At 59.6% G+C, this 12,090-nt stretch carries 10 protein-coding genes; 5 read left to right on the plus strand and 5 right to left on the minus strand.

Features of this window, described 5'->3' with window-relative positions; translation table 11 throughout:
• Positions 1-10: 10 nt before the first annotated feature.
• From ACK4TM_RS14725 to ACK4TM_RS14735, 3 genes are all read left to right on the plus strand, one after another.
• Positions 11-865, plus strand: coding sequence for an outer membrane protein assembly factor BamD (locus ACK4TM_RS14725; protein WP_409702603.1), 855 nt, complete (start codon positions 11-13; stop codon positions 863-865).
• A 36-nt stretch (positions 866-901) separates the two neighbouring features.
• A complete protein-coding gene (gene recN, locus ACK4TM_RS14730) occupies positions 902-2,551 on the plus strand; it encodes a DNA repair protein RecN (protein ID WP_409702584.1) in 1,650 nt (549 codons plus the stop codon).
• 492 nt (positions 2,552-3,043) lie between these two features.
• Complete coding sequence (locus ACK4TM_RS14735) at positions 3,044-4,714, plus strand: chloride channel protein (protein ID WP_409702586.1); 1,671 nt, start codon at positions 3,044-3,046, stop codon at positions 4,712-4,714.
• On the opposite strand, the gene ACK4TM_RS14740 is transcribed toward ACK4TM_RS14735, so the two are convergent.
• The 3 genes from ACK4TM_RS14740 to cobT form a co-directional block, all read right to left on the minus strand.
• On the minus strand, positions 4,711-5,052 hold the full coding sequence (locus ACK4TM_RS14740) for a DUF427 domain-containing protein (protein ID WP_409702588.1): 342 nt from the start codon (positions 5,050-5,052) through the stop codon (positions 4,711-4,713). The genes ACK4TM_RS14735 and ACK4TM_RS14740 overlap by 4 nt on opposite strands.
• 42 nt (positions 5,053-5,094) lie before the next feature.
• Positions 5,095-6,879, minus strand: coding sequence for an aminopeptidase P family protein (locus ACK4TM_RS14745; RefSeq protein WP_409702590.1), 1,785 nt, complete (start codon positions 6,877-6,879; stop codon positions 5,095-5,097).
• 72 nt (positions 6,880-6,951) lie between these two features.
• On the minus strand, positions 6,952-8,829 hold the full coding sequence (gene cobT / locus ACK4TM_RS14750; RefSeq protein WP_409702592.1) for a cobaltochelatase subunit CobT: 1,878 nt from the start codon (positions 8,827-8,829) through the stop codon (positions 6,952-6,954).
• Between the two features lie 152 nt (positions 8,830-8,981).
• Here cobT and ACK4TM_RS14755 point away from each other — a divergent pair, with 152 nt between their 5' ends.
• The gene (locus ACK4TM_RS14755) at positions 8,982-9,566 is read left to right on the plus strand and encodes an NADPH-dependent FMN reductase (protein ID WP_409702595.1); all 585 of its coding nucleotides are present in this window, start codon (positions 8,982-8,984) and stop codon (positions 9,564-9,566) included.
• A 74-nt stretch (positions 9,567-9,640) separates the two neighbouring features.
• Here ACK4TM_RS14755 and cobS read toward each other — a convergent pair whose 3' ends face one another.
• Positions 9,641-10,627: a cobaltochelatase subunit CobS gene (gene cobS / locus ACK4TM_RS14760; RefSeq protein ID WP_409702597.1), complete on the minus strand. Its 987-nt coding sequence runs from the start codon at positions 10,625-10,627 to the stop codon at positions 9,641-9,643.
• A 263-nt stretch (positions 10,628-10,890) separates the two neighbouring features.
• Here cobS and ACK4TM_RS14765 point away from each other — a divergent pair, with 263 nt between their 5' ends.
• A complete protein-coding gene (locus tag ACK4TM_RS14765; protein ID WP_409702599.1) occupies positions 10,891-11,394 on the plus strand; it encodes a hypothetical protein in 504 nt (167 codons plus the stop codon).
• A gap of 4 nt (positions 11,395-11,398) precedes the next feature.
• On the opposite strand, the gene ACK4TM_RS14770 is transcribed toward ACK4TM_RS14765, so the two are convergent.
• Complete coding sequence (locus ACK4TM_RS14770) at positions 11,399-12,034, minus strand: DnaJ domain-containing protein (protein ID WP_409702601.1); 636 nt, start codon at positions 12,032-12,034, stop codon at positions 11,399-11,401.
• Positions 12,035-12,090 lie beyond the last annotated feature (56 nt).

Genomic DNA, 12,090 nt, shown 5'->3' on the forward strand with positions numbered 1-12,090 from the left:
GCAGTCAGGTATGAGGACAGCTAAAGTGACAAGCAGCAAAACAAACAAACGCGTTCTGGGCGCGGTTGCCGCCCTTATTTTGCTGGCGGCCTGTGGCGGTGGCGGCGGTGATAACCGCCCCTTGGACGATCTGACCGCCCAGCAGATATTCAATCTGGGCGAACAACAGGTCGAGGCGGGTAACCCCGACCGGGCCGCTGTGACATTCGGCGAGATCGAACGGCTCTATCCTTATTCAGAATTCGCCCAACGTGCGCTGATCATGCAGGCGTTCGCCTATCACAAGGATCGCGATTACCCCAACAGCCGCGCCTCGGCGCAGCGGTTCCTTGATTTCTACCCGGCCGAACAGGATGCGCCCTATGCCGCCTATCTGCTGGCACTGTCCTATTACGATCAGATCAGCGACATTGGCCGCGATCAGGGTCTGACATTTCAGGCGCTGCAATCGCTGCGTGCGGTGATCGAGAATTATCCGGACAGCGAATATGCCGCCGCTTCTGTCGCGAAATTCGATCTGGCCTTTGACCAGCTTGCCGCCAAGGAAATGGAAATCGGGCGCTATTACCTCAAGCGCGGGCATTTCCCTGCGGCCGTGAACCGTTTCCGCACCGTGGTCGAGGATTTCCAGACCACCACCCACACACCCGAAGCGCTGCACCGTCTTGTCGAGGCTTATCTGTCACTGGGCCTGACGCAGGAAGCGCAGACCGCCGGCGCAATCCTTGGGTATAACTACCAGTCGAGCGAATGGTACGAGGCGAGCTTTGCCTTGCTCAACGGGCGCGGTCTTGCGGCTGAACCTGCGGGTGACAACTGGCTCGCGTCGATTTACCGTCAGGTGGTCCGGGGTGAGTGGCTCTAACCACGGCGGGGGTCATCCCGCCCTTCGGGGTGCGACATGCTGCGCGGTTTAGACATCAGGGATATGCTGATCATTGACCGGCTGGAACTCGCGTTCCAGCCCGGTCTGAACGTGCTGACTGGCGAAACCGGTGCGGGCAAATCCATCCTGCTTGATTCGCTGGGTTTTGTTCTGGGCTGGCGTGGCCGGGCCGAACTGGTCCGCCAGGGTGCCGAGCAGGGCGAGGTGACGGCATGGTTTGACCTGCCCGTAGATCACCCCGCCCGCGCAATCCTGAAAGATGCGGGGCTGGAGGTCGAGGATGAGTTGATTCTCCGCCGTATCAACACCCGTGAAGGGCGCAAGACCGCCTGGGTCAATGATCGCCGTGTCAGCGGCGAGGTGCTGCGCGCCCTGTCCGAAACGCTGGTGGAGCTGCATGGTCAGCATGATGACCGGGGCCTTCTGAACCCACGCGGGCACCGGCAGATGCTGGACGCTTTTGCCGGTGTGCAGGCCGAACTTACCGCAACGCAGGCCGCCTGGCGCGCCTTGTCTGCAGCGGGCAAAGCGCTGGCCAGCGCAGAAGCAAAGATAGCCGAGACCCGTGCCGAGGAAGACTATCTGCGCCATGCGGTTACCGAACTCGACGCGCTGGACCCCGAAGCGGGCGAAGAGGCCACCTTGGACGCGCAGCGCCGCCTGATGCAAGCCGCCGAAAAGATCCGCGCAGATATCGCAAAGGCCCATGACGCACTGAGCTTGCAAGGGGCTGAAGGGCTGATCAACGATGCATCACGGTGGTTGCAGGGCGCGGCTGACAAGGCAGAAGGCCAGCTGGATGGGCCGCTTGCCGCGATCGAGGCGATGATGCTGTCGCTGGATGATGCCCAACGCGGTATCGAAACCTGTCTTGAAGCATTGTCTTTCGATCCTTTCGCCTTGGAGCAGGCCGAGGAAAGATTGTTTGCAATCCGTGGCCTGGCACGCAAACATGATGTCCTGCCCGATGATCTGCGCGGCTTTGCCGATGATCTGCGTGCGCGGCTTGCGGTGCTGGACGGGTCGGGTGCAGACATCAAGTTACTAAGCGACCAGTTGAAAACCGCCCAAGCAGATTATGACACTGCAGCCGGCGAATTACGCGCAGCGCGGCAGTCAGCAGCAGGCAGGCTTGACCGCGCCATGGCAGCCGAACTTGCGCCGCTCAAGATGGAGCGCGCGGTCTTTGTTACGGCGATGTCGGATGCCGATCCTGGGCCGGACGGGATCGACGCCGTGGCCTTTACCGTGGCGACCAACCCCGGCGCGCCCACTGGGCCGATCAACAAGATTGCGTCGGGCGGGGAACTGAGCCGCTTTCTTCTTGCGCTCAAGGTCTGCCTGACCCAAGAGTCAGACGGGCTGACGCTGATCTTTGACGAAATCGACCGTGGTGTCGGGGGTGCGACTGCCGATGCTGTCGGACGACGACTGGCAGAACTTGCGAGGGGCGGACAGGTGCTGGTCGTCACTCATTCGCCACAGGTTGCGGCCTTGGGCGGCTCTCATTGGCGTGTGGAAAAGCACCAGAATGACGCGGAAACATTATCAACGGTTGTGGCGCTGGATCCCGCCGCAAGGATCGATGAAATCGCGCGCATGTTGTCGGGCGATACAGTGACGCAAGCCGCGCGAGAAGCGGCCAAGGCGTTGATCAAAGCCTGAAAAAATTAGGGCGGATCAGCAAAGTCTGTTGCCAGACCCCGCCAAGCCGCCCCATGAATATGCGTTTTTTCTAAATATACTCAATTACAGTTTACTGATTACCTAGCTGCGCCCGCAGTTTGGAACCGGCGCCGTAAATTTTCTCTTTGACGGGTCACGCGCAAACACATGTCCCGCTTAACGCGATAGTGGGTCGCCTCAACACGACACCAAGACCGCAAACTCGTTCTCAACCAGAGGAAAATCTCCTCGCGGGCACCACTACCAGAGAGACGAGATTCGGTACAACCTATACGAAAGTATGTCAGGCTTACTGACCCTACCTTCAGAATCAGTCTAAAGTACGTCAGTACTATTGACGTTATAGCGTGGAGCGCTTGCCATGCCTTCGACACCGATTCCTGAAACAGCCACTTCGTGCCATGGGCTTGCTCATCGCCTCATGCAATAGTGTCGCAAGGATCGCAGAGGACAGGCACAAGAGGGCGGTAAATGGGCACTCCTACCAAAGTGCTGTTTCAGGCATGCGCGACCTATCTGGCAAGCGCTTGCCGGGATGGGCTTCGCGCGATGAAAACGCACGGACCAACACAGCTGCAGTTCTGGTTCATCGCGCTCGCCATCGGGATCGCAGCCGGCAGCGCGGCCGTCGTGTTTCGACTTGGAATCTATCTGCTGCAATCAAGCGTCTATGGCACCGATGATATACTGACACTGCACAGTTTTGCAGCGGGGCTGGTTTGGTATCATGTGCTGCTGATTCCGATCTGCGGCGGTCTGGCGGTGGGACTAATCATGCATCGGTTTACCGATGATGGCCGCGTGCGTTCCGTCGCCGAGGTGATCGAAGGGGCTGCGCTCGCGCGGGGCCGGGTAGAGGTGCGGCGCGGTTTCGCCTCTGCGGCGGCGTCACTGATCACGCTGTCGACCGGCGGGTCAAGCGGGCGCGAAGGCCCCGTCGTCCATTTGGCCGCTGTTCTGTCCACCATGGTGAGCCGGATGATCAAGGCCAATGGCATTACCGGACGCGACCTTTTGGGCTGTGCCGTTGCCGCCGCCGTTTCGGCCAGTTTCAATGCGCCGATCGCCGGAGCTTTGTTCGCACTGGAAGTGGTTCTGCGGCATTTTGCTGTCCATGCCTTTGCGCCCATCGTTATCGCCGCCGTTGCGGGCACGGTCATCAACCGGCTGGTGTTTGGCGATGTCACCGAATTTGTCCTGCCGGTGCAGAATGCGCTGGCTTTCTATGTCGAACTACCCGCGTTTTTGCTGCTGGGTCTGGTCTGCGGCCTGATCGCGGTGGTGCTGATGAAGTCGATCTTCTGGGCCGATGATTTTGCAAGCTTCGTGCAGGGTAGAATCCATCTGCCCCGCTATCTGCGACCCGCGATTGCGGGGGCTTTGCTGGGCGGGTTGGCGATCTGGTTTCCGCATATCATCGGCGTCGGCTATGAAACCACCACAGCCGCCCTGACCGGATCGCTTTTGCTGCATGAAGCGATCATCTTTGTCGCGCTCAAGGTCCTTGCCGTGGCCATCACCATTGGGGGACGCATGGGCGGCGGTGTCTTTTCGCCATCGCTCATGATCGGGGCGCTGACCGGCCTTGCCTTCGGCCTGATCGCGACCGCCGTTTTTCCCAATGTTTCGGGCGAAGGTTCGCTTTATGCGCTTGCGGGGATGGGGGCCGTGGCCGCCGCTGTGCTTGGTGCGCCGATCTCGACCACGCTGATCGTGTTTGAACTGACCGGCGACTGGCAGACCGGGCTTGCCGTGATGGTCGCCGTGTCTCTCTCGACGGCGTTGTCATCGCGGCTCGTGGACAGGTCGTACTTTCTGACGCAGCTAGAACGGCGCAAGGTCCATCTTGCCGCAGGCCCGCAGGCCTATCTGCTCGCTACCATCCCGGTGACGGCTCATCTGCGTGCGGCACCGGAACAGGCATGCTGGGATCTTGTGCAGCAGGGGCTTTATCTGGACCGCATCGCCACTCTGGAACAGGGGATGCCAGTCTTTGATCGCAGTGGTGAACATTACCTGCCGGTCCTGTCACTGGGCGGCGAAAACGAAACGCCCGAATTACTTGGCGCGCTGTATCACGTCGATGCCCTGCGCGCGATGAACCGCGCGCTGTCAGACACGGCGGCCGAGGAACATTCCTAAACCTCTTCGACTGCTACTTTGCTAGTATAAAACGCCAGATAGCCTTTGATCCGGGCGACAGCATCCTTGGGGTCCTCATAGGACCAGACCGCATCCTTGATCAGTCCGCTTTTCGCCGCGATCCCGTAATAGGTCGCCTGGCCTTTGAACGGGCAGGTGGAAATCGTATCCGATGGTTCCAGAAACGCCGTCGCGATATCGGCGCGCGGAAAATAAATCACTGGAGGATAGTCACCCTCGGTCAGTTCCAGCGCATCCGAGGATTCGCCCAGCACGGCACCACCTGCACGCACGACCCATGTACCGGTCGCAGGGCGAATTGAAATGTGATCAGGCATGGGTGATCCTTCTGGTAAAAAATGTATGGGATGACAGCAAAGTCACAGGGCGGCGCAGGCAGCGATCAGCCAGTCCCTGGCATCTGGATCAAGGCGGGGGCCAACAAGGCGGAGTGTAGCCTCATGATAGCAATCAATCCAGTCCCGTTCTGCGCGCGTCAGCAGGTCGACATCGATCAGCCGTCGGTCAAAGGGCACCCATGTCAGTGTCTCGAAGGCCAGCATCTCGCGGTCATCGGCACCTTTCAGGGTAGGGGCGTCGATCACGACAATCAGATTTTCGATGCGGATGCCAAAATCGCCGGGCCGGTAATAGCCCGGTTCGTTCGACAGGATCATACCAGGTTGCAAGGCAGTTTCTGACCGGCGTGACAGGCCTTGTGGGCCTTCATGCACGCTCAGATAGCTGCCGACACCGTGGCCGGTGCCGTGATCGTAATCCATGCCCGCCAGCCACAGGGGCGCGCGTGCCAAAGCATCGAGATGCTGCCCGCCCACACCTTTGGGAAACCGTATCCGGCTGATTGCGATCATCCCCTGCAACACGCGGGTATAACAGGCGCGATGGTCTGGCTTCGGCGTGCCGATCACGATGGTGCGGGTGATATCGGTGGTCCCGTCCTGATATTGTCCGCCACTGTCGACCAGTAGCAATTCATCTTGCCCCAGCGCGCGGTTGGTCGCCTCGCTCACGCGGTAATGCACGACGGCACCGTGGGGCCCTGCACCGCAGATCGTCTCGAAACTGATGTCGCGCAGCTCATTTGTCTCACGCCGGAACCCTTCCAGCGCGCGGACCACGTCAATCTCGGTCAGGCCTCCCTTGGGAGCCGTGTCATCGAGCCAAGCCAGAAACCGTACCAACGCCACAGCGTCGCGTTCATGCGCCGCCTTGGCCCCTGCGATTTCTACCACATTCTTGCAGGCCTTGGGCAGAACGCATGGATCAGCGCCATGCACCACGTCCCCGGCGCCTTCGCGGAGGGATGCAGCCACTAGTTCAGGGCAGGATTTGGGATCAATCTGCACCTTCCCCTTGAGCGCGCGCAGTGCCGGCACAAAATCAACCACATCTGCAACACTGACATCCGGCCCCAGATGATCCAGAATATCCCCAGCCTTACCCGCGCCCGCAAACAGGCGCACAGCGCCTGACTTGAGCAGAATGGCAAAGGCCTGCGGCACCGGATTACGGGCGATATCACTGCCGCGGATATTCAGCAGCCAGGCAATCGAATCCGGGAGTGTCAGCACACAGGCATCCGCAGCCAGATCATGGGCCAGACGCGCGCATTTGCTCGCATGATCCTCGCCCGCCAGATCCACCCCATGCGCGGTGAAGGCCGCGTCCGGTGCGGCGGGCTGATCCGGCCAAATCCGGTCCACCAGATTGTCGCCCGCGCGCAGCTCAAACTCTGGCAGGGCTGCACGCAGGCGCGCCACCTCATCCACAGAATGCAACCAAGGATCATAACCCAGCACCCCACCCGCCGGGCGCGCCGCTTTTATCCAATCCACCAGCTGGACCTCAGGCCAATGCACAGGTGTGAAACAATCGGCCACCTCGGACAGGACCTGCACGCGGTAACGGCCGTCGATGAACACTCCGGCCTGATCGGCCAGGACCACGCAAAAACCTGCAGATCCCGAAAATCCGGTCAGCCAGCGCAAGCGCGCATCGCGCGGTGCGACGTATTCGCCTTGATGCGCATCCGCGCGGGGCACCAGATAGGCATCGACCCCTTCTGCCGCCATGATCGCGCGCAACGCGGCCAGCCGGGGCGGACCCTGATCGGGACGTGACTGCGCCTCAAAACCTTGAAACATCGCGCCTGATCTCCTCAACTTCTTTTTTCCCAAAATACTCTTGCCGAAGGCATCCGGCTTGCCAAAACCGGATCAGCCGACCTTGCGCATGCCCAGAACCCGTGCCCTTTTGCGCGGATCGCTGTCAAAGAGGCTCGCCAGTTGTTCGGTCATGGCACCGGCCAATTGCTCGACATCTGTGATCGTCACTGCGCGTTCATAATAGCGTGTCACATCATGCCCGATGCCGATGGCGACCAGTTCTACCGCCTTGCGTTTTTCGATCATAGCTATGACGTCGCGCAGATGCTTTTCCAGATAATTCGCCGGGTTCACAGACAAGGTGCTGTCATCCACCGGCGCCCCGTCGGATATCACCATCAGCACCTTGCGCTGTTCATAGCGCGACGTGATCCGCCTATGCGCCCATTCTAAGGCCTCGCCGTCGATGTTTTCCTTCAACAGCCCCTCTTTCATCATCAGACCCAGATTGGGCCGCGTCCGCCGCCAGGGCGCATCGGCGGATTTATAGACGATATGACGCAGATCGTTCAGGCGGCCGGGCGTGGCGGGCCGCCCTTCGGCCAGCCATTTTTCGCGGCTCTGGCCGCCTTTCCATGCCTTCGTGGTAAACCCGAGGATTTCCACCTTCACATCACAGCGTTCCAGCGTGCGCGCCATCACATCGGCACAGATCGCCGCGATGGATATCGGACGACCCCGCATCGACCCGGAATTATCCAGCAACAGGGTCACCACGGTATCGCGGAATTCGGTATCTTTCTCGACCTTGAACGACAATGGCGTCGTCGGCGATGCCACCACGCGCGCGAGGCGGCCTGCATCCAGGATGCCCTCTTCGCGGTCAAACTCCCATGACCGGTTTTGTTGCGCCTGCAACCGGCGCTGCAGTTTGTTGGCCAGCCGCGAAACGGCCCCTTTCAGTGGTTCCAGTTGCTGGTCGAGATAGGCGCGCAGTCGGTCCAGCTCTACCGGTTCGGCCAGATCCTGCGCACCGATTTCCTCGTCAAAGGCGGTATAGGCGACCTTGTAATCAGGATCAGCATCCGACACAGGCGCAGGCTGGGGGGGCTCACTGGGGGCCTCGCCCTCGGGCATCTCGGCCTCTTCGCCCATCTCGGCATCCGCCTGATCATCCATGCTGACCTGTGCCTGACTTGCGTCCTGCTGGCTTTCCTGGCTTTGTTCGGGGGATGCCTCGGCCTCCTCGGTATCGCCGTCGTCATCACCGCTGCTGTCGGGTTCTTCCTGATCGTCGCTGCCATCCTCTGCGGCATCGTCCTGATCTTCGTCCAACTGATCCGGATCATCGCCCAGCTGATCGCCATATCCCAGATCGCTGATTAATTGCCGCGCGAATTTCGCAAAAGCCTGCTGGTCCTTCAGCGTGGCGGACAGATTTTCCAACGTCCCGCCGCAATGATCCTCGATGAACCCGCGCCACAATTCCATGACGTTATCGGCCCCTTTAGGCAGATCGCGCCCCGTCGCCAAGTGCCGGATCAGATAGCCCGCCGCGACAGGCAAAGGCGCGTCAGAGGCTTGGGTGATCTGATCATAGCCTTTGCGCCGCGCCTCGTTGCCGATCTTGGCGTCGATATTCCCAGCGGTGCCCGGCATATATTGCGCGCCCACAGCCTCGATCCTTGCGGTTTCCATCGCGTCGTAAAGATCGCGCGCCATCTGGCCTTGCGGCATGTACCGCGCGGAAAGCGCGGCGTCGTGAAATTTGTGCCGCAGGGCGAAAGCATCGGCGGTGCCACGCGCCAGCAGCACCTCTTCACGGGTTAAGCGGCGCGAGACCTGAGGCAGCCGCATGGTATCCGCCGTCTGGCCTGAGGGATCGACCGAGAATGTCACCGACAGTTCGGGGTCATCGGCCATGACCTTGGTCGCCTCGGCCAAGGCTTTTTTGAACGGATCGGCGGGATTGTCGCTTGGTTTTTGCATGGCAAAGATAAAGCACCGGATGCGGGCAGGGGCAAGGGGGTGAGCGGCGCTTGCGCTTTTTTGCACAGGCGCTGCGCTAGGGTGCCGGTTTCATTGCAGCACGCCTTACGCCATCTGTCACCTATACGCATTTTCACATCTGGAGAGATGACATGACAACCAAACCGAAAATCGCCCTGATCATCGGGTCGACCCGCGAAACCCGCTTTGCCGACAAGCCCGCCGCATGGATGCTGAAACAGGCACAGGCGCGCGATGACATGGATGTCGAACTGGTCGATCTGCGTGACTTCGACCTGCCATTGTTTGATGAGGCCGCCAGCAACCTGTGGATGCCTTCTACGGACGAACGCGCTGTGAAATGGCAGCAGAAGATCGGCGAATTCGACGGGTTCATCTTTGTCGTGGCCGAATACAACCGGTCAGTCACCGGCGCGCTGAAGAATGCGCTGGATCAGGCCTATAACGAATGGAACCGCAAGCCGATGTCGGCCATCGCCTATGGCTCTGTCGGCGGCACCCGCGCGCTGGAGCACCTGCGCACGATCGCAATCGAATTGCAGATGGTGCCGACACGCAACGCCGTGCATATCGGCGGCGGTGATTTCTTCGCGGTCCACCCGCTGGGGTCCAACAACGAGATCGACACGATTGCCGATCATCTGATGCCATCGGTACAAGCCACGCTGGATGATGTCGTCTGGTGGGCAAACGCGACCAAAGCTGCGCGTGGATAAATAAGAAAGGGCGGGGAAAACCCGCCCTGCATGTTAAATATCGCCGTAGGGCGGGGTTTGCCCCGCCTTACTTTTTACCCTAGGCTCATGCTTGCCGCACTTTCTGGCAGCTCCTCATCGAAGCAGCGCTGATAGAATTCCGCCACGGTCTGACGTTCCAGTTCATCGCATTTGTTCAGGAACGACAGCCGGAACGCATAGCCGACATCTTTGAAAATCCGCGCATTCTCGGCCCAGGCCAGCACGGTGCGGGGCGACATCAGCGTGCTCAAATCCCCGTTGATGAAAGCGGTACGGGTCAGATCGGCAACGGTGACCATCTGGCTGATGATCCGACGTCCCTTTTCATTGTTATAATGCGGGGATTTCGCCAGTACGATGGCCGCCTCTGCATCGTGGCTGAGATAATTCAGCGTTGCGACCAACGACCAGCGGTCCATCTGCGCCTGGTTGATCTGCTGCGTGCCGTGATAAAGACCTGTCGTATCGCCCAGACCCACGGTGTTGGCCGTTGCGAACAGCCGGAAATAGGGATTTGGGGTGATGATTTCGTTTTGATCCATCAGCGTCAGTTTTCCGTCGGTTTCCAGCACGCGCTGAATGACGAACATCACATCGGCGCGGCCTGCATCATATTCGTCGAATACGATGGCCACCGGGTTGCGCAGGGCCCAAGGCAGGATGCCTTCGTGAAATTCCGTGACCTGCACGCCGTCGCGCAGCTTGATCGCGTCCTTGCCGATCAGGTCGATCCGGCTGATGTGGCTGTCAAGGTTGACACGCACGCAGGGCCAGTTCAGCCGTGCCGCAACCTGTTCGATATGGGTCGATTTACCTGTTCCGTGATAGCCTTGGATCATCACCCGGCGATTATAGCCGAAACCCGCCAAGATCGCCAAAGTCGTGTCAGGATCGAACTTATAGGTGCTGTCGATTTCGGGCACACGGTCGGTGCGCTCTGCAAAGCCCTTGATCTTCATGTCGCTGTCGATGCCAAACACGTCCCGGACGGAAATGTCTTCGGTTGGTTTTGCATGCATGTCTGTGGTGCCGTCGGCCATTCGCTTGCCTTTTCGATTCATAAGTCGCTGTCCAGTCTCGGATGCAACATAACGCAGCCCACGGCAAGCGCCACCCCGGTCATGGCTGAGTCTGCTAACTGTAAAAAGATTGCCGAAAACGACGAATCTTGATACCATTTGATAATTATCAGTTGTGGCTGAGATTTTTTAAAGTTGCCGCAACCTCGTCCATGGGCCTATAGCCTTTAATTTGAGCTTGAAGGAAAAGCGCGATGTGGTCGCGATTGTCTAAGGCGTCTATTTTGACGCGCGAGAACAAGGCTGTTGCCTTTGCCTACGCCTGCTTTGCGGTGATGTCGGCCGGGGTGGGCGTTTTTGTGCTGCGGTCCTCGGGCTATTTCCCGGTCAGCGGTGCGGTCACAGGAATTTACGACTATTGGATGCTGCTGGCGACACTGCTTGCGGGCCCGCTTTCCTTGCGCCTCGCGCGGGGATGGATCGGCTATCCGGGTGTGCTGGGCAATATGCGCGCGCTGATCGGGTGCTGCGTCGGGCTGTTTCTGGCCTCGGTGATCGGCGGCACGATGATCATGCCGCTTTACGGGACGATCCAGGCACCACTGATGGTGCTGACAGGCATATTGGTTCAGCCGCTGATCGGGGTGATCTGGTTTGTCGGCGTGATGCTCGTACATCGTGTCATCGTTCAGGCCGATGCCGCAAGGCAAGCGTGGGTCCGGCTAAAACAGCAAGAAGCGATGTCAGCGCTCAGCCCGCTGTCACAGACCTATTTTTATCGCAAGTAAGCGGTCAATCCGCGTCGCGGAAATTCCGGCTGACCTTGATCTGGTCCCAGGCCCAGACCACCTCGGACAATTGCTCTTCCTGAGAACGGTCGCCGCCGTTCATATCGGGGTGCAGCACCTTGATCAGCGATTTATACGCCTTGCGGATCTCCTGTTTCGACCAATTATCCTTGGCCTCCAGAATATCGATCGCGCGGCGCTCAGTCGGGGGCAGCTTGCGGCCCACAGCGGCCCCGCGGCCCGGATTGCGTGTGGCGTTCTGACCCAGCACCTCATGCGCGTCATTGACGCCAAGCCGTGCCCAGGCGCGTTCTTCGACCGAACGTTTGAACGGTTTGGTGGGCCGATCCCAGACACGATCGTTGGTCATCTGGGCTGCCAGTTCCGCCTCTGACGCAGTGTCGAAGAAATTCCATTTCAGGTTATATTCGCGGACGTGTTCCTGACAGAACCAGAAATAATCATCCAGCACATCGGGCGCCTTGGGGGCGCGGAACGGTGCGGGTTCATTGCAGCCGGGGTGATCGCATACACGTTTGGAGGTTTCGGAGGCACCCGACATCCCCCGCCGCCCGCGCGGATTTTTCTTCTTGGACCCCGACACGGACATATCGAAACCAAAGGGATCATCTTTTTTCATGGTGCTTCTCTTCTTTCCGACTCGGACGACAGACTGTAGACCTCTGGGGCGCAGAT

Source organism: Yoonia sp. (assembly GCF_046292185.1).
Taxonomy (GTDB): Bacteria; Pseudomonadota; Alphaproteobacteria; order Rhodobacterales; family Rhodobacteraceae; genus Yoonia.

Bases quoted from the DNA above. Each gene is read 5' to 3' on its own strand.
- ACK4TM_RS14725 (WP_409702603.1), top strand. From the start codon at position 11: ATGAGGACAGCTAAAGTGACAAGCAGCAAAACAAACAAACGCGTTCTG.
- recN (WP_409702584.1), top strand. From the start codon at position 902: ATGCTGCGCGGTTTAGACATCAGGGATATGCTGATCATTGACCGGCTG.
- ACK4TM_RS14735 (WP_409702586.1), top strand. From the start codon at position 3,044: ATGGGCACTCCTACCAAAGTGCTGTTTCAGGCATGCGCGACCTATCTG.
- ACK4TM_RS14740 (WP_409702588.1), bottom strand. From the start codon at position 5,052: ATGCCTGATCACATTTCAATTCGCCCTGCGACCGGTACATGGGTCGTG.
- ACK4TM_RS14745 (WP_409702590.1), bottom strand. From the start codon at position 6,879: ATGTTTCAAGGTTTTGAGGCGCAGTCACGTCCCGATCAGGGTCCGCCC.
- cobT (WP_409702592.1), bottom strand. From the start codon at position 8,829: ATGCAAAAACCAAGCGACAATCCCGCCGATCCGTTCAAAAAAGCCTTG.
- ACK4TM_RS14755 (WP_409702595.1), top strand. From the start codon at position 8,982: ATGACAACCAAACCGAAAATCGCCCTGATCATCGGGTCGACCCGCGAA.
- cobS (WP_409702597.1), bottom strand. From the start codon at position 10,627: ATGGCCGACGGCACCACAGACATGCATGCAAAACCAACCGAAGACATT.
- ACK4TM_RS14770 (WP_409702601.1), bottom strand. From the start codon at position 12,034: ATGAAAAAAGATGATCCCTTTGGTTTCGATATGTCCGTGTCGGGGTCC.